This is a genomic window from Citrobacter sp. KTE151, assembly GCF_000398845.1.
GTDB lineage: Bacteria > Pseudomonadota > Gammaproteobacteria > Enterobacterales > Enterobacteriaceae > Citrobacter > Citrobacter braakii.
The window spans coordinates 292,273-308,444 of sequence record NZ_KB976063.1; the positions used below are offsets into that span (position 1 = coordinate 292,273).

Sequence of the window (16,172 nt, forward strand, 5' to 3'; positions counted from 1 at the left end):
AATCCACTCCTGCTATGCTCGTGATGAGTTAAGCATAGCAGGAGCGGGGAGGGGATTATGCCAGCCAGGCCTTGATTTTGGCCTCAATTCCGGCGGCATTAAGTCCCAGTTCGGCGCGAGCCTCGTCCTGAGTCCCCTGCGGGATGAAGAAGTCAGGCAGGCCAATGTTCAGCACCGGAACAGGCTTGCGATGGGCCATTAGCACTTCGTTTACGCCGCTACCAGCGCCGCCCATAATGGCATTCTCTTCAAGGGTGACCAGCACCTCGTGTTGGGCTGCCATTTCGAGGATCACCGTTTCATCCAACGGTTTCACAAAGCGCATATCAACCAGCGTGGCGTTCAGTGATTCTGCGACCTGAGCGGCTTCCGGCATTAGGGTGCCGAAGTTGAGGATCGCCACTTTCTCCCCGTGACGCTTCACGATGCCTTTGCCGATTGGCAGATGTTCCAGCGGCGCCAGCTCAACACCCACCGCGTTACCGCGCGGATAACGTACGACCGTTGGACCGTCGTTGTAATGATAGCCGGTGAACAGCATCTGGCGACATTCGTTCTCATCGCTTGGGGTCATAATGACCATTTCCGGGATGCAGCGCAGGAAAGAGAGGTCGAACGCCCCTTGGTGGGTTTGTCCATCTGCGCCAACGATACCTGCCCGGTCGACGGCGAACAGGACCGGCAGTTTCTGGATGGCGACATCATGCAGTACCTGATCGTAAGCGCGTTGCAGGAAGGTGGAGTAAATAGCCACGACCGGCTTATAACCGCCAATCGCCAGACCGGCCGCAAACGTCACCGCGTGCTGCTCGGCAATCGCCACATCAAAGTAGCGGTCCGGGAACTTACGTGAGAACTCCACCATACCGGAGCCTTCGCGCATCGCCGGGGTGATCGCCATCAGCTTATTGTCTTTCGCCGCGGTCTCACACAGCCAGTCACCGAAGATTTTTGAATAGCTCGGCAGGCCGCCGCTGCTTTTCGGCAGACATCCGCTGGATGGATCGAATTTTGGTACCGCGTGGAACGTAATCGGATCTTTTTCCGCAGGCTCGTAGCCACGACCTTTTTTGGTCATGATGTGCAGGAACTGTGGACCTTTGAGATCGCGCATGTTCTTAAGCGTGGTGATAAGCCCCAGCACGTCGTGACCGTCCACCGGACCAATATAGTTAAAGCCCAGCTCTTCAAACAGCGTACCCGGCACAACCATGCCTTTGATGTGCTCTTCGGTACGTTTGAGCAGTTCTTTAATCGGTGGCACACCGGAGAACACTTTCTTCCCGCCTTCGCGCAGCGAGGAGTAGAGTTTGCCAGAGAGCAGTTGCGCCAGGTGATTGTTCAGCGCGCCGACGTTCTCTGAAATCGACATTTCGTTGTCGTTGAGGATAACCAGCATGTCGGGCTTAATATCACCCGCGTGGTTCATCGCTTCAAACGCCATGCCTGCGGTGATCGCACCGTCCCCAATCACACAAACGGTACGGCGTTCCTTGCCTTCTTTCTCGGCGGCAACCGCAATACCGATACCTGCGCTGATGGAGGTTGAGGAGTGCCCTACGCTCAGTACGTCATATTCGCTCTCACCGCGCCATGGGAATGGATGCAAACCGCCTTTCTGCCGAATGGTGCCGATTTTATCGCGGCGGCCGGTCAGAATTTTGTGCGGGTAAGCCTGATGTCCCACATCCCAGATTAACTGGTCAAACGGGGTGTTGTAGACGTAGTGCAGCGCTACGGTGAGTTCCACCGTGCCCAGACCAGAGGCGAAGTGCCCGCTGGAACGGCTTACGCTGTCGAGCAAATAGCGGCGCAGTTCGTCGCAAAGCTTTGGCAGGCTCTCTTTTGGCAGCAGGCGTAACTCCTGAGTGGAGTCGACCAGCGCCAGGGTCGGGTATTTGGCTATATCAAAACTCATCGCAAGCTCATGGGATATGTTGGTTTATTTATCACGCTGGATTATGTAGTCCGCTAGCGCTTCCAGTGCCGAGGTATCGAGTGACTGTGCGGCCAGCAAACTTAGCGACTGGCGGGCATCCTCAATTAAATCCCGGGCTTTATTCTGGGCTTGCTCAAGACCCAGAAGTGCAGGATAGGTACTTTTGCCAAGCTGCTGGTCAGCACCCTGACGTTTACCCAATGTTGCAGTATCGCCTACCACATCCAGGATGTCATCCTGAACCTGGAAGGCCAGACCGATGCTTTCTGCGTACTTGTCGAGTATTGCCAGGCATTCTCGCCCTTTATCGCCTGCGCTTAACGCACCCAGACGCACGGCGGCGCGAATCAATGCCCCGGTTTTATGGCGGTGAATACGCTCCAGCGCATCCAGTTCTACCTGATGGCCTTCAGCGTCCAGATCCAACGCCTGACCGCCGCACATACCGGCGATACCGCTGGCCTGGGCCAGTTCAGAGATCATCGCGATGCGGTCACGATCAGAAACTTCCGGCATCGGGGCGTCGCTGATAATGGAGAACGCCAGCGTTTGTAGCGCATCTCCGGCCAGGATCGCATTAGCCTCGCCAAATTTTACGTGGCAGGTCGGCAGACCGCGGCGCAGGTCATCGTCGTCCATCGCGGGTAAGTCATCGTGCATCAGCGAATAGGCATGGATACACTCGACGGCGGCAGCGGGAGCATCAAGCGTACTCAGGCTGACGCCAAACATCTGACCGGTCGCATACACCAGAAACGGGCGCAGACGTTTACCGCCTAATAATGCGCCATATTGCATGGTTTCGACCACGGGAGTGTTCTGAAAGGGCAATGGCGCGATAAAACGGCTCAGTGCCTGGTTGGCCTGCTCAACGCAAGCCTGTAGCTGCTGCGTAAAATCCATTTACTCATTATCCGGTGTGAAAGGCGTAAGGGCGGCGTCTTCAGTATCTGACAGCAGGATTTGTACGCGCTGTTCAGCCTGCTGCAACTTGACCTGTCCCTGACGTGCTAACTGTACGCCACGTTCAAATTCGTTCAGCGCTTCTTCCAGCGGCAGGTCGCCGCTTTCCAGACGGGTAACAATCTGTTCCAGGTCGCTCAGCGCTGTTTCAAAACTGGCTGGCGCTTCATTTTTCTTCGGCATAATGAATGTCTGACTCTCTGTATTGGCAGCACAAGGCTATGGTAACGGACTCGCACTGATAAGCAAATAACGCACAATGGTAAGGCGATGTGCACAGGATGACCATGATGGTGGTATACTTGCGCGCCTGGATGCAGCCGCAGGGTATGGGCTGCTGTATTTTTTTCCATTACAAGTCATTCAGACTTGCCAAAGAACCATTGCCGCCATGAAGTTTATCATTAAATTGTTCCCAGAAATCACCATCAAAAGCCAATCTGTGCGTTTGCGCTTTATAAAAATTCTGACAGGGAACATTCGTAACGTTTTAAAGCACTATGATGAAGACCTTGCCGTGGTCCGCCACTGGGATCACGTTGAGGTTCGCGCTAAAGATGAAAGCCAGCGCCTGGATATTCGCGACGCGCTGACCCGTATTCCGGGGATCCACCATATTCTCGAAGTTGAAGACGTGCCGTTTACCGATATGCACGATATTTTCGAGAAAGCGCTGGTGCAGTATCGCGATCAACTGGAAGGCAAAACATTCTGCGTACGCGTTAAGCGTCGCGGTAAGCATGAGTTTAGCTCTATTGAAGTGGAACGCTATGTTGGCGGTGGACTGAACCAGCATATTGAATCCGCGCGCGTGAAGCTGACGAAGCCGGACGTGACGGTTAATCTTGAAATCGAAAACGACCGTCTGCTGCTGGTTAAAGGCCGCTATGAAGGTATTGGCGGTTTCCCGATCGGGACGCAGGAAGATGTACTGTCGCTGATTTCCGGTGGTTTCGACTCCGGCGTGTCCAGCTATATGCTGATGCGTCGCGGCTGCCGCGTGCACTACTGCTTCTTTAATCTCGGCGGCGCAGCGCATGAAATCGGCGTTCGTCAGGTGGCGCATTATCTGTGGAACCGCTTTGGTAGCTCGCATCGCGTGCGTTTTGTCGCGATCAACTTTGAGCCGGTGGTTGGCGAGATCCTGGAGAAAGTCGACGACGGTCAGATGGGCGTGGTCCTTAAACGTATGATGGTTCGTGCAGCGTCGAAAGTCGCTGAGCGCTACGGCGTACAGGCGCTGGTAACCGGTGAAGCGCTGGGCCAGGTGTCCAGCCAGACGCTGACCAACCTGCGCCTGATCGATAACGTTTCTGACACCCTGATCCTGCGCCCGCTTATCTCCCATGATAAGGAGCACATCATTAATCTGGCGCGTGAAATTGGTACTGAGGACTTTGCCCGTACCATGCCGGAATACTGCGGTGTGATTTCAAAAAGCCCGACGGTGAAAGCGATTAAAGCGAAGATTGAGGCCGAAGAAGAAAACTTCGATTTCTCTATCCTCGATAAAGTGGTTGAAGAAGCGAACAATATCGATATTCGTGATATCGCCCAGCAGACGCAGCAGACCGTGGTGGAAGTGGAAACCGTGAGCGGCTTCGGCCCGAACGATGTGATTCTGGATATCCGCTCTGTGGATGAACAGGATGACAAACCGCTGAAGGTTGACGGTGTGGACGTCGTTTCTCTGCCGTTCTACAAACTGAGCACCAAATTCGGCGATCTGGACCAGAGTAAAACCTGGCTGCTGTGGTGTGAACGCGGAGTGATGAGCCGTCTGCAGGCGCTGTATCTGCGCGAGCAGGGCTTTGAAAACGTGAAGGTATATCGCCCGTAGTGACTTTTGCCTGAGGGTGCTGCGCTTATCAGGCCTGCAAGCGGTATGTTGTGTAGGCCTGATAAATTGTTTACGCTGCCATCCGGCAATATAACAATATTATTCAAAACGGATGGGGAGCTTTTTCCCGTTCGACTCCCAGACACCCTGATAGACGCCGTCTTTTAACTCCAGCGTTATCTTCTCTTCCGATTGTTCAGCGGCAGAGGTCTTCAGTACATAATGTTGATTGTCGGCTGTGTCGCATTTACCGTTTAATTCAATCGGTGCGCCAAATTTCTGGTAAAAGTAAGCCCCTTCAAAAAAATCACCGTATTTGCAGTCGACCTTCAACACAATACGCATGCTTTTTCCCAACGTGCCGTACATGACCTTGCCGTCAATGCCGGGCGCTGGCGAAACCGGTGTAGATCTCTTTGCGGCAGTCAGATACTGGCCGTAAGGCGTGAGCTGATTATGCAGTTCAACGGTCGGGATTTTCGTGGTGAAATCGCTCAGTTCGTCACCCGCGCGATTGGCGTGGTTGCTACAACGTCCGTTCAGGAAAGCCAGATGGTCTTTTTGCAGGGAGAATTTGTCGATGTAGTACAGACCGTCGGTGTAGGTTGCACACGATGCGTAGAATTCGGCAAAGCCAGAATCTCCACCGTCTTCTTTTATTTGCTCCGGCTTTTGTGATTTCTGTGCGGCAACAAAGGTATCAATTTGGCTGCGGATATCTTTTCTGATACGGGTGTTTAATTCGGTCATCGTGGAGCGGGAAAAGAGGTCGTTAAGGGTAATTGTCGCGCCGTTGGCTAAATCGAAGCTGATCGGTACATTGTACGACTCGCAATACGCCCCGCAGCCTTCGACAAACATGTTGAGGGTCAACACTTTGGCGTCGCGATACTCAACCGTGTAGTCAAGGTTTGCGGTGGGATTCATCTCTGATTTCGCAAACTGATTCACGGTCGCTCGTGGATTATTTCCCGGTAGCTGATTGATAAAGCTTGTGAAAATATAATCGTTAATGCGTTTTGCAACCTGTGGGTTATCCGTTGAGGTAAACCACGGCACGCGATATTGCATCTCAGTGCTTGCGGGATAGCGATACTCAAGGCTCTCAATTTCAAGTTGAGTCGCACTGGCGTAGCCGGAAAGGAGCAGTAAAGCCACTCCGCTCAGATATCCTTTCATCATAATTCCTTGAATGCGAGTGGCCTGAAGATTACTCGTAGTAGTTATAAATTCCCGCTGCCATAACCAGTTGTGATGCCACTTCGTAAGCTTTTTCGCGACTCACCAGGAGATCAATGATTTTTAAACCGAAATCGATTGAGGTTCCCGGTCCCTGGCTGGTTAACAGATTGACGCGCGGATCCCATACGACGCGCTTATCCTGCCACTGGTCAGTGGGAATATTGTCTTTCAGCGCCGGAAAACCGGTCATGTTACCGATGGGAAAAATATCGTGTGGGACGAGGACTGTGGCGGCAGCGGCGCAAATTGCCGCGACAATGCGCCCGGAGCGATGAAACTGTTTCACGGTTTCGACAAGCAGAGGGCTGTCGCGAAAACACTCGGCGCCTTTAATACCGCCGGGCAGCACGATAATGTCGAAATCCCCGTCAGCAACTTCCACTAATGGTGCATCCGCCAGTAGTTTTACTCCGCGTGAGCACACGATCGTCAGGCCGCCATCGCTGGCAACGCTTGCGGTCGTGACCTTAATTCCGCCGCGAACCAGCAGATCGATAGTGGTGACCGCTTCGGTCTCTTCACTACCAGGGGCGAGACATACCAGTGCTTGAGCGCTCATACTCACTTTCCTTTCTCTTAACCATTTCAAACAGGCGGGCATTTTCCGGTACGGCGATGCCGTGCGCGCGGGCGCGTTTTAACAAATAACCAGTAATGTAGTCGATCTCAGTATGGCGCAGGGCATGTATGTCTTGCAGCATTGATGAGATATTTTCCGCCGTACTGTCAATCACTTGCTCAACATAATAGCGTAAATCATCTGCTGATGTGTGGTGGCCTTCGCGTTCAATGACCGCCGCCACCTCCTCGCAGATGAGCGCTATTTTTTCAGGATGATGGCGTAACTCTCCATTTGAGCAATCCCATAATGCGGTCAGCGGGTTAATGACGCAGTTGACGGCCAGCTTGCGCCACAACTCAGCGCGAATATTGTTGTGCCAGGCGACGTCCGGCAGCACCTCTTGCAGGACTTCAGCCAGATAACTGAAATCACCGTCTTGTTCACGCGCCGGACCAATCCTTGTTGTTCCCTGAGCGACATGAATGATCACGTTCCCGTCACGGCGTGCCGCGTGGGTTGTGGTGCCCATCAATAGAGGTTGCTTAATGTTATGCAACTCTTCAATCGTCCCCATACCGTTGTGAATCAGCAGAATGGGAGTGGTGTCAGGCAGAATGGCGGCCAGGCCTTTGACCGCATCAGAAACCTGCCAGGCTTTCAGAGTGACAAGCAACAGGTCGCTTTTCGCCAAAAAATCGGGGGCGTTTGCCGTCAGGGATTCATTGAATACTGACCCATCCGTGTCGATCAGGTTAACGCTGCAATAGGGTTGCGGTACGCGTAGCCACCCCTGAACCTCATGTCCATGTTTGCACAGCGTGGTTAGCCAAAGCTGTCCTAACGCTCCACATCCCAGTACGGTAATTTTCATTCTTCCTCCTCACCTGCAACATCACCAGGTGTTAATCCATATCGGCCGTACCCCATTATTGTTCGCAGGTATCAGTACCACGTACAATTAAAGGATACAGCCTAGTATAGCGCTGTCTGTTGTGTAACTTTGCAGGTATTATGCTTCGCATCAAAAATGAAGGGAGAGGAAAAGATGCCATCTTTCGATATTGTTTCTGAAGTTGATCTTCAGGAAGCCCGTAACGCGGTAGATAACGCCAGCCGCGAAGTGGAGTCACGCTTTGATTTTCGTGGCGTTGAAGCGACTTTTGAGCTGAACGAGTCGAATAAGACGATTAAGGTGCTAAGCGAGTCTGATTTCCAGGTCAATCAGCTGCTGGATATTTTACGTGCCAAGCTGCTGAAACGTGGTATTGAAGGCACTTCGTTGGACGTACCAGAAACCTTCGTGCACAGCGGTAAAACCTGGTTTGTTGAAGCTAAGCTGAAACAGGGCATTGAAAGCGCGGTGCAAAAGAAAATCGTTAAGCTGATCAAAGACAGCAAACTGAAGGTGCAGGCGCAGATTCAGGGCGAAGAAATCCGCGTGACCGGCAAGGCGCGTGACGATCTGCAATCCGTTATGGCGCTGGTTCGCGGCGGCGATCTCGGCCAGCCGTTCCAGTTTAAGAACTTCCGCGATTAAGCCGTAATGCCTGATGGCGCTACGCTTATCCGGCCTACAGGTTGCACACGCTATTTGTAGGCCGGATCAAACGATAGTCGCCATCTGGCACTCTTCACGCCTGGCTGATGGCCTGTTCAACCTCAAATCGATTCGTCACTTTGCTGTCGATTTTCACGTAAGCCGAATGCTCTTTCGCAACAATTAACACTTCGCTTATCCCTTCTTTAGCCAGCAGACGCTGCTTTAGGGTGTCATCTGCGGCAATCTCAGGCGGGATTTCCACTCGCAGGCTGCTGACATACGGCGGCTCTTTCATTGTGCTTGCCACCAACAACCAAACTGCCGCCAGAAGCGCGCCGGCCAGGAATACCGCCTGACCATCAAACATTTCGACCACCCAACCGCCGAGCGAACCGCCAATCGCCACGCCAAGAAACTGGCTGGTGGAGTAAACGCCCATCGCTGTGCCTTTATAGCCAGCCGGAGACTCTTTGCTGATAAGCGAGGGGAGGAGGGCCTCCATCAGGTTGAAGGCGAGGAAGAATATCTGAACGCCCGCAATCAGCCCCCAAAAACGCACGTTAGCGCTCCACAATACAATCTCTGCGATAAGGATCAGTAACACGCAGGCGAGGAATACGCGCTTCATCCGCCGCTTCACTTCTGCGTAAATGATGAACGGCACCACGGAAACAAAGGACAGCAGCATCGTCACCAGATAAATTTTCCAGTGCTCTGCGGCGGGGAAACCGGCTTTCGCCAGTTGGCCCGGTAAGGCGACGAAAGTGGACATCAACAAAATGTGCAGACACATGATGCCAAAGTTGAGCTTGAGCAGTTTGGGCTCCGCCAGCACTTTGCTGAAGCTGCCTTTTACCATGCCAGATTCGCGGTTCAGCACGTGGCTGGTGCTATTGGGAACGACCCAAATGGTTAGCACGATGCCGGTGGTTGCAAGAGCTGCAATCATCCAGAACAGCGCGTGTAGTCCCAGCGCATGGGTAACGATCGGTCCTAGCACCATCGCAATGGCGAAGGTGATACCAAAGCTGACGCCGATAAACGCCATCGCTTTGGTACGGTTTTGCTCACGGGTTAAGTCGGAAAGCAGCGCCATCACGGCGGCGGCAATCGCGCCAGAGCCTTGCAAAGCGCGACCGAGAATAATGCCCCAGATTGAATCGGAGAGGGCGGCAATCACGCTGCCGAGAACGAATACCGCCAGCCCGCCGACGATAAGCGGCTTACGACCGATGCGGTCAGAAAGCAGACCAAAGGGGATCTGGAAAACGGCTTGCGCCAGACCATAAATGCCAATGGCAAGGCCAATCAGCGCTTCACTGGCCCCCTGTAGCGCCATACCGTACGTGGTCAGAACCGGCAGAACCATAAACATGCCAAGCATGCGCAACGAGAATACGGTCCCTAAACCCCAGGTGGCGCGCAACTCACCGGGCGTCATTTTGTAATCGTTCATTCCCACCTCTGTATTAATTTCGCGCCTAGTGTAAAGCGGGGAAGGAGTGCGGTAAACCTCTACGATATGTGGAATTGTGTAGTGGGAAAATCGTAATAATTACAGCTGCAACTAATTTACTTGCGATAATTACAGGTGTAGTCTTTTTGTGGTTATTTCTAATGGAAAGAGGGAAAAGGAAAATGGCGATTCCGGGCAATATGTGGATTTATGACGATGGTGGCGCGCTGATTAAGGGCGGGTGTGATGTAGAGGGAAGAGAATACAGTATTGAATTTAAAGGCTTTCATCACAATTTGTCTATTCCCACTGATAACGGTACAGGCAAGCCAACAGGCACACGCCAACATTCACCGATGATGATCATCAAAGAGTTTGACTACTCTAGCCCGTATTTATACAAAGCTGTCGCTTCTGGTCAGAATCTTAAGTCTGCAGAGATTCGTTGGTACAAAATCAATGATGCCGGTCAGGAAGTTGAATACTTCAATATGTTTCTGGAAGGGGTGCGGATTGTCTCCGTTTCTCCCTCGATGGCTGGTCCAGAGGACATGAATAATAACCATCTTGAAACCATAGAATTACGCTACGAAAAAATCACCTGGAAGCATTGCGACGGGAACATTATCTATACCGACGCATGGAATGACCGGCAGACGGTATAATGGGGGATTGAATGGACACAACTGAAGAGGCGAATGGAACCTATTGGTATCATGGTCACGCTAACGTAACGTCGGGTGAACTGTTTGATTTGATATTCATTGAGCAGTTGGCAGATTCATTAGGTATCACCACGGAAGCTGTTATGCTGGTTTTGATCGGTCAACCATTTATTCCTGTCAAAGGAAAACTATCAGCAGCCACGAACACTCCGGGCACTAGTATTGCATCAATTCTATGTAGAAAACTTCTGAAAGGGGCTCGGTTCCCGTTTGGTTTAAGACTACACGCTCCTATGGGGAAGTTTTCCAAATTGAAGATGGTTCCAACAAACCAAATAGCAACTTACATAGGCCGTTGGGTTCCTTTTGTCGGGCATGCTCAGTTAATCGTGCTTTTGTTCGCGGTGACAAAACATACCCGCGATAAATACAACCTCATCGCACGACCCAAAGATCGCATACAGTGGACATCTTTCTGATGAGAAATTATGAAGCTGAAGTTATTGAGTACATCATGAAGAATTACCCAATCAGGGAACGTTGGTTTAGGCCTGGTCTTAAGCAGGTCACGAAAGAATGGACCCTGGAGGATGATTTTCAGTTTATTCCGGAAGATGCATATGATTTTTTAGCTGATTTATTTGAGCATTTTGATATTGAATATTCGAACTTTGATGGAAGGAATTATATTGAACAAGAATACCCTTTCTGGAAAAAAGATCCTCCTGAAATTGAATTAAAGCCTTTGACAGTAGAGATGATTATAGAGTCAGCAAAGGCGGGGAAATGGCTTTATGACTGAATAACATCCCTGCCAATAAAAAAGGGTGCCGGAGGCACCCTTTTCGTATCAGCAGATCGTTACCAGACGTAAGTCAGCAGGTTCTGCGAGTTTGGCACCATAAAGTCAACGGACATCATCACGGAAAGCGCGGTAATGGCGATGATGGAGAAACCGAACAGCTTGCGTGCCCAGACCCTGTCATCTTCCACTTTATAACCGCGCAGCGCCATGCCCAACCACCAGACGCTCACCGCCGCAGCAACAATCAGGTATTTATAACCAGCATAGCCGCCCAGGGTGAGCATCAGCGTGGCGATAGCAAACGCCACGATGTACAGCGTGATATGGTTCTTCGCGACCGAAATACCTTTCACCACCGGCAGTACCGGGATGTTGGCTGCCTGATAATCCTTAAAGCGGAAAATCGCAATCGCGTAAGAGTGCGGCATCTGCCACAGGCTGAAAATAGCCAGCAGAATCAGCGCACCGCTATCGAACTCACCGGTTACGGCGCAGTAGCCAATCACCGGCGGCGCAGCACCGGAGAGTGAGCCAATCAGCGTGCCATAAACGGAATGGCGCTTCATGTACAGGCTATAGACGCCCACATAGACCACGAAGCCCATTACCCCCAGCCAGCAGGCCAGAGGGTTCGCGCCAAACCACAGCAGCATAAAGCCAGCAATACCCAGCAGGGTGGCGTATACCAGCGAGACCGCAGGGGAAATCAGACCTTTAACCAGCACGCGGTTTTTGGTCCTCTCCATCTTCCTGTCGATATCCCTGTCGATGTAGTTGTTAAATACACAACCCGACGCCACAACCAGTGACACCCCAACCAACGTGTAGATAAACAGGGGATAATCAATGCTGCCTTTCGAGGCCAGCAGGAATCCCCCAATCACCGAGATCAGGTTGCCAAAGATGATGCCTGGTTTTGTTACTTGCAGGTATTGCTTAAACATCATAATCGCCGCTCTTAGTGCATCATCATGTTGTAGTTAAGGTTCCACATAATCCAGATGGAGCCCACAACCAGGATGGCGATGATTAGCACAGTAAAGACAAAGGCTGTCATGTTCCAACCTTCATCAGATTTGCTATTCATGTGCAGGAAGCACACCAGGTGCACCAGAATCTGTACCACTGCCATTGCCAGAATAGTTCCCAGAATGACGGCAGGAGAGGCAGAACCTGTCATGACCATCCAGAACGGAATAACCGTCAGGATTATCGACAGGATAAAACCTGTCATGTAGGTTTTTACGCTGCCATGGGATGCGCCGCCGCTCTCGTTAGAATGACTCATTACATCGCCCCCATCAGATAAACAACAGTGAACACACAGATCCACACCACATCCAGGAAGTGCCAGAACAGGCTCAGGCACATGATGCGGGTACGGTTAGTACTGGTCAGGCCGCGACGAGCAACTTGCACCATCAGCACCGCCATCCAGATAAGACCGGAGGTGACGTGCAGACCGTGCGTGCCGACCAGCGCGAAGAATGCAGACAGGAAGCCGCTGCGATCCGGGCCCATACCGTTAACAATCAGGTGATGGAATTCATAGAGTTCCATCCCGATGAATCCGGCACCGAACAAGAAGGTCAACGCCAGCCAGGAGATAACCTGGCTCTTGTTGTTCTTGTACATGGCGATCGCCGCCATGCCGTAAGTAATAGAGCTGAATAACAGCAGGAATGTTTCAACCAGAACGAACGGCAGTTCAAAAATGTCCTTACCTGTTGGGCCACCAGCGGTGCCGTTCACCAGAACGGCATAGGTTGCAAACAGAATAGAGAACAGAATGCAGTCGCTCATCAGGTAGACCCAGAATCCGAAGATCTTGGTCTGGCCTGCATCGTGGTGCCCGTGTTCGTGCGCGTGGGCAGTCGCGTGCGTTAAAGTATCAGTTGCCATTTTTCAGCCCTGCCTTAGTAATCTCATCGAAATGCTGGTTTTCCAGTTTTTCGACTTCCGGGACCGGCACGTAGTAATCCACGTCTTCATCAAAGCTTTTCACAATCCAGCTGATGATCATGCCTGCGAAGCTTGCAATCGCCAGCCACCAGATATGCCAGATCATGGCGAAACCAAACAGTGTTGCGAAGGCGGTAATGACGATACCGGCACCGCTGTTTTTCGGCATATGAATTTCTTCATAGTGCGCAGGCTGCTTGTACGCTTCACCTTTTTCTTTCATTTCCCAGAAGGCATCACGCTCATGAACGTGCGGCACAACGGCAAAGTTGTAGAACGGAGGCGGGGAAGAGGTTGCCCACTCCAGCGTACGACCACCCCATGGGTCACCGGTCAGGTCGCGGTTCTGCTCGCGGTCGCGAATAGAAACGAAGATCTGAATCAGCTGGCACAGGATACCCAATGCAATCAGCGCGGCACCGCAGGCGGCAACGACCAGCATCGGATGGAACTGCGGGTCAATCTGCTGGCTGAGGCGACGGGTCATCCCCATAAAGCCCAGCACATACAGCGGCATAAACGCCACGAAGAAGCCGATGATCCAGAACCAGAATGCGCGTTTACCCCAGGTTTCGTTCAGCGTGAAGCCAAACGCTTTTGGCCACCAGTAGGTCATACCTGCGAAGCATCCAAATACGACGCCGCCGATGATAACGTTATGGAAGTGCGCAATCAGGAACAGACTGTTGTGCAGCACGAAGTCCGCACCCGGAACCGCCAGCAGTACGCCGGTCATGCCGCCGACTGAGAAGGTAACGATAAAGCCAATCGTCCACAGCATCGCTGAGTGGAATACGATACGACCCTGGTACATGGTGAACAGCCAGTTGAAGATCTTCACCCCGGTCGGGATGGCGATAATCATGGTGGTAATACCGAAGAAGGCGTTTACGTTAGCGCCTGCACCCATGGTGAAGAAGTGGTGCAGCCAAACAACGAACGACAGCACGGTGATACAGACGGTTGCCCACACCAGTGAGGTGTAACCAAACAGACGTTTACGTGAGAAGGTTGCAGCGATTTCGGAGAACACACCGAAGACCGGCAGAACCAGAATGTACACTTCCGGATGGCCCCAGGCCCAAATCAGGTTGATGTACATCATCATGTTGCCGCCCATATCGTTGGTAAAGAAATGGGTGCCCAGATAGCGATCCAGGGTCAGCAACGCGACGGTAACCGTCAGGATTGGGAAAGACGCGATAATCAGGATGTTCGCACACAGCGATGCCCAGCTAAATACCGGCATCTTGAACATGGTCATTCCTGGCGCACGCATCTTAATGATGGTCACAAAGAAGTTGATCCCGGTTAGGGTTGTACCAATACCGGACAACTGGACTGCCCATATCCAATAATCGACCCCGACGCTTGGACTGTACTCTATTCCCGAGAGTGGCGGGTACGCCAGCCAACCGGTCTGTGCGAATTCACCCACGCCCAGAGACAGGTTAACCAGGATTACGCCGACAACGGTGAACCAGAAGCTCAGGTTGTTCAGGAACGGGAATGCAACGTCACGTGCGCCGATCTGCAGCGGAACCACCAGGTTCATCAGACCGATAACAAATGGCATTGCCACGAAGAAGATCATAATCACGCCGTGAGCCGTGAAGATCTGGTCGTAGTGGTGAGGTGGCAGGAAGCCCGCTTCACCTGCAGAAGCCAGCGCTTGCTGACTACGCATCATGATGGCGTCGGCAAAGCCACGAATCAACATGACGATTGCGACAATGACATACATGATGCCAAGGCGTTTGTGGTCAACCGAAGTTAGCCACTCTTTCCACAGGTAGGTCCACTTACCGAAGTAAGTGATTAGGCCCAGTAAGGCCGCACCACCGATGATAATGGCAGCGATCGTAACCATGACAATTGGTTCATGGAACGGCACTGCATCCAGCGTCAATTTTCCGAACATCGTATTCTTCCTCGGCCCCTTAGTGAGCGGATTCCGCGTGGCTCATGTCCATGCCTTCCATTCCTTCGTGTGCGCTGTGCTCACCTTCGGGTTGGGTCATGTCCATGCTCTTACCGTGAGCCATAAATTTGTTAATAACGTCTTTAAACAAATCTGGTTTCACGTTGGAGAAGTATTCCACCTGGTTGTATTCGCTTGGCACAGCCACTTTTTCGAACGCAGCCATGTCGCTCATGGTGTTCGTGGACTGTTTAGCTTTAGCAACCCATTGGTCGAATTCGGCGCGGTCCTTTGTTGCGATAGCCTTGAACTTCATACCGGAGAAGCCTGGTCCGCTATAGCTTGCGGAGATACCATCATAAGTACCGACTTCGTTGGCGATCAGATGCAGTCGAGTCTGCATACCGGCCATGGCATAAATCTGGCTACCCAGACGCGGGATAAAGAAGGAGTTCATCACGGAGTTGGACGTCACTTTGAACTCAACCGGAGTATTCGCCGGGAAGGCGATTTCATTCACGGTAGCGATACCTTGTTCCGGATAGATGAAGAACCATTTCCAGTCCATGGAAACCACTTCAATGGTAATGGGCTTCTCGTCATGCGCCAGCGGTTTGCTTGGCTCAAGAGCATGAGTGGTTTTCCAGGTCAGTACGGCAAGGAAAATGATGATTAAGATCGGCACCGTCCAGACCACAGCTTCCACTTTATTGGAGTGTGACCAGTTCGGGCTGTACTTCGCATCTTTATTGCTTGCACGATACTTCCAGGCGAAACCAACAGCCATCAAGATGGCAGGAATAACGACAATCAACATCAGGCCAAATGCCGTCAGTATCAGAGAACGTTGTTCCAGTCCAATCTGTCCTTTAGGGTCAAGCAGCGCAGAATTACAGCCACTGAGTAATGCAGTGCCTGCAATTAATGACAACCATCCCAAACTTTTATTGTATTTCCTGAGTCTCATTTAACGACCTCAATTCCACGGGACCGGGTGGCGTTTAAAGTGTGAGGGCATTTTACGGGAAGGTTACATTACTGTAAACATCCTTGGATCTGTGTTACTGGGTTCTGCCGGGCATGTCACATATGTTGCAATATATGTCGTTTTGACTTTAAGAACCTGTTGCAACATCACGTTATAACGAAAGCGGGCAAGCGGGAGACGTGCTGAGGGCAATTGGTATAACCAATGCGAAAATAAAACAATTGTTTAACAATAAAAAGACAATTCAAAAACAAAAAATAAATCTGTAGTGGCTGAATCGAGTAAGGGA

At 51.7% G+C, this 16,172-nt stretch carries 17 protein-coding genes; 5 read left to right on the forward strand and 12 right to left on the reverse strand.

Annotated elements, in window-relative coordinates; all coding sequences use genetic code 11:
* Positions 1 to 55: 55 nt before the first annotated feature.
* From dxs to xseB, 3 genes are read right to left on the reverse strand one after another with little or no spacing between them, the layout of a single operon-like run.
* Complete coding sequence (gene dxs / locus WC7_RS19915) at positions 56 to 1,918, reverse strand: 1-deoxy-D-xylulose-5-phosphate synthase (protein WP_016152038.1); 1,863 nt, start codon at positions 1,916 to 1,918, stop codon at positions 56 to 58.
* A gap of 24 nt (positions 1,919 to 1,942) precedes the next feature.
* Positions 1,943 to 2,842 (reverse strand): (2E,6E)-farnesyl diphosphate synthase, encoded by a 900-nt coding sequence (gene ispA, locus WC7_RS19910; RefSeq protein WP_016152039.1) that lies wholly within the window; start codon positions 2,840 to 2,842, stop codon positions 1,943 to 1,945.
* Positions 2,843 to 3,085: an exodeoxyribonuclease VII small subunit gene (xseB, locus tag WC7_RS19905; RefSeq protein ID WP_016152040.1), complete on the reverse strand. Its 243-nt coding sequence runs from the start codon at positions 3,083 to 3,085 to the stop codon at positions 2,843 to 2,845.
* A gap of 208 nt (positions 3,086 to 3,293) precedes the next feature.
* On the opposite strand from xseB, the gene thiI reads away from it, so the two are divergent.
* Positions 3,294 to 4,742 (forward strand): tRNA uracil 4-sulfurtransferase ThiI, encoded by a 1,449-nt coding sequence (gene thiI / locus WC7_RS19895; protein ID WP_005125147.1) that lies wholly within the window; start codon positions 3,294 to 3,296, stop codon positions 4,740 to 4,742.
* Positions 4,743 to 4,841: 99 nt separating this feature from the next.
* On the opposite strand, the gene WC7_RS19890 is transcribed toward thiI, so the two are convergent.
* From WC7_RS19890 to panE, 3 genes are read right to left on the reverse strand one after another with little or no spacing between them, the layout of a single operon-like run.
* Positions 4,842 to 5,921 carry a hypothetical protein gene (locus WC7_RS19890; RefSeq protein ID WP_016152042.1) on the reverse strand — a complete coding sequence of 360 codons (1,080 nt, stop codon included), beginning with the start codon at positions 5,919 to 5,921 and terminating at the stop codon, positions 4,842 to 4,844.
* 31 nt (positions 5,922 to 5,952) lie between these two features.
* Entirely contained in the window at positions 5,953 to 6,543 is a 591-nt protein-coding gene (yajL, locus tag WC7_RS19885; RefSeq protein ID WP_016152043.1) for a protein deglycase YajL, read from the reverse strand.
* Positions 6,506 to 7,417, reverse strand: a complete 912-nt coding sequence (gene panE, locus WC7_RS19880; protein WP_016152044.1) for a 2-dehydropantoate 2-reductase — start codon at positions 7,415 to 7,417, stop codon at positions 6,506 to 6,508. Before panE ends, yajL begins: the two co-directional genes overlap by 38 nt.
* 174 nt (positions 7,418 to 7,591) lie before the next feature.
* On the opposite strand from panE, the gene WC7_RS19875 reads away from it, so the two are divergent.
* Positions 7,592 to 8,083: a YajQ family cyclic di-GMP-binding protein gene (locus tag WC7_RS19875; protein WP_003831002.1), complete on the forward strand. Its 492-nt coding sequence runs from the start codon at positions 7,592 to 7,594 to the stop codon at positions 8,081 to 8,083.
* A 94-nt stretch (positions 8,084 to 8,177) separates the two neighbouring features.
* Here WC7_RS19875 and WC7_RS19870 read toward each other — a convergent pair whose 3' ends face one another.
* Positions 8,178 to 9,542: an MFS transporter gene (locus tag WC7_RS19870; protein ID WP_016152045.1), complete on the reverse strand. Its 1,365-nt coding sequence runs from the start codon at positions 9,540 to 9,542 to the stop codon at positions 8,178 to 8,180.
* Between the two features lie 182 nt (positions 9,543 to 9,724).
* Between WC7_RS19870 and WC7_RS19865 the strand changes: the two genes are divergently transcribed.
* From WC7_RS19865 to WC7_RS19855, 3 genes are read left to right on the forward strand one after another with little or no spacing between them, the layout of a single operon-like run.
* A complete protein-coding gene (locus WC7_RS19865) occupies positions 9,725 to 10,207 on the forward strand; it encodes an Hcp family type VI secretion system effector (RefSeq protein WP_016152046.1) in 483 nt (160 codons plus the stop codon).
* Between the two features lie 11 nt (positions 10,208 to 10,218).
* Positions 10,219 to 10,686, forward strand: coding sequence for an STM2901 family protein (locus WC7_RS19860; protein ID WP_016152047.1), 468 nt, complete (start codon positions 10,219 to 10,221; stop codon positions 10,684 to 10,686).
* Positions 10,686 to 11,009, forward strand: a complete 324-nt coding sequence (locus WC7_RS19855; RefSeq protein WP_016152048.1) for a DUF1493 family protein — start codon at positions 10,686 to 10,688, stop codon at positions 11,007 to 11,009. The genes WC7_RS19860 and WC7_RS19855 overlap by 1 nt, the downstream gene beginning before the upstream one ends.
* 59 nt (positions 11,010 to 11,068) lie before the next feature.
* Here WC7_RS19855 and cyoE read toward each other — a convergent pair whose 3' ends face one another.
* The 5 genes from cyoE to cyoA are packed head-to-tail and all read right to left on the reverse strand — an operon-like array spanning position 11,069 to position 15,862.
* Positions 11,069 to 11,959 (reverse strand): heme o synthase, encoded by an 891-nt coding sequence (cyoE, locus tag WC7_RS19850; RefSeq protein WP_003831005.1) that lies wholly within the window; start codon positions 11,957 to 11,959, stop codon positions 11,069 to 11,071.
* 11 nt (positions 11,960 to 11,970) lie between these two features.
* The gene (locus tag WC7_RS19845) at positions 11,971 to 12,300 is read right to left on the reverse strand and encodes a cytochrome o ubiquinol oxidase subunit IV (protein WP_003831006.1); all 330 of its coding nucleotides are present in this window, start codon (positions 12,298 to 12,300) and stop codon (positions 11,971 to 11,973) included.
* On the reverse strand, positions 12,300 to 12,914 hold the full coding sequence (locus WC7_RS19840; RefSeq protein ID WP_003831007.1) for a cytochrome o ubiquinol oxidase subunit III: 615 nt from the start codon (positions 12,912 to 12,914) through the stop codon (positions 12,300 to 12,302). The genes WC7_RS19845 and WC7_RS19840 overlap by 1 nt, the downstream gene beginning before the upstream one ends.
* Positions 12,904 to 14,895, reverse strand: coding sequence for a cytochrome o ubiquinol oxidase subunit I (gene cyoB, locus WC7_RS19835; RefSeq protein ID WP_003831008.1), 1,992 nt, complete (start codon positions 14,893 to 14,895; stop codon positions 12,904 to 12,906). The genes WC7_RS19840 and cyoB overlap by 11 nt, the downstream gene beginning before the upstream one ends.
* Positions 14,896 to 14,914: 19 nt before the next feature.
* A complete protein-coding gene (cyoA, locus tag WC7_RS19830) occupies positions 14,915 to 15,862 on the reverse strand; it encodes a cytochrome o ubiquinol oxidase subunit II (RefSeq protein WP_003847580.1) in 948 nt (315 codons plus the stop codon).
* Positions 15,863 to 16,172: the final 310 nt, after the last annotated feature.

Bases quoted from the DNA above. Each gene is read 5' to 3' on its own strand.
- thiI (WP_005125147.1), top strand. From the start codon at position 3,294: ATGAAGTTTATCATTAAATTGTTCCCAGAAATCACCATCAAAAGCCAA.
- panE (WP_016152044.1), bottom strand. From the start codon at position 7,417: ATGAAAATTACCGTACTGGGATGTGGAGCGTTAGGACAGCTTTGGCTA.
- WC7_RS19840 (WP_003831007.1), bottom strand. From the start codon at position 12,914: ATGGCAACTGATACTTTAACGCACGCGACTGCCCACGCGCACGAACAC.
- WC7_RS19875 (WP_003831002.1), top strand. From the start codon at position 7,592: ATGCCATCTTTCGATATTGTTTCTGAAGTTGATCTTCAGGAAGCCCGT.
- cyoB (WP_003831008.1), bottom strand. From the start codon at position 14,895: ATGTTCGGAAAATTGACGCTGGATGCAGTGCCGTTCCATGAACCAATT.
- cyoE (WP_003831005.1), bottom strand. From the start codon at position 11,959: ATGATGTTTAAGCAATACCTGCAAGTAACAAAACCAGGCATCATCTTT.
- WC7_RS19845 (WP_003831006.1), bottom strand. From the start codon at position 12,300: ATGAGTCATTCTAACGAGAGCGGCGGCGCATCCCATGGCAGCGTAAAA.
- WC7_RS19855 (WP_016152048.1), top strand. From the start codon at position 10,686: ATGAGAAATTATGAAGCTGAAGTTATTGAGTACATCATGAAGAATTAC.
- ispA (WP_016152039.1), bottom strand. From the start codon at position 2,842: ATGGATTTTACGCAGCAGCTACAGGCTTGCGTTGAGCAGGCCAACCAG.
- dxs (WP_016152038.1), bottom strand. From the start codon at position 1,918: ATGAGTTTTGATATAGCCAAATACCCGACCCTGGCGCTGGTCGACTCC.
- cyoA (WP_003847580.1), bottom strand. From the start codon at position 15,862: ATGAGACTCAGGAAATACAATAAAAGTTTGGGATGGTTGTCATTAATT.
- WC7_RS19865 (WP_016152046.1), top strand. From the start codon at position 9,725: ATGGCGATTCCGGGCAATATGTGGATTTATGACGATGGTGGCGCGCTG.
- WC7_RS19860 (WP_016152047.1), top strand. From the start codon at position 10,219: ATGGACACAACTGAAGAGGCGAATGGAACCTATTGGTATCATGGTCAC.
- WC7_RS19890 (WP_016152042.1), bottom strand. From the start codon at position 5,921: ATGAAAGGATATCTGAGCGGAGTGGCTTTACTGCTCCTTTCCGGCTAC.
- xseB (WP_016152040.1), bottom strand. From the start codon at position 3,085: ATGCCGAAGAAAAATGAAGCGCCAGCCAGTTTTGAAACAGCGCTGAGC.
- yajL (WP_016152043.1), bottom strand. From the start codon at position 6,543: ATGAGCGCTCAAGCACTGGTATGTCTCGCCCCTGGTAGTGAAGAGACC.
- WC7_RS19870 (WP_016152045.1), bottom strand. From the start codon at position 9,542: ATGAACGATTACAAAATGACGCCCGGTGAGTTGCGCGCCACCTGGGGT.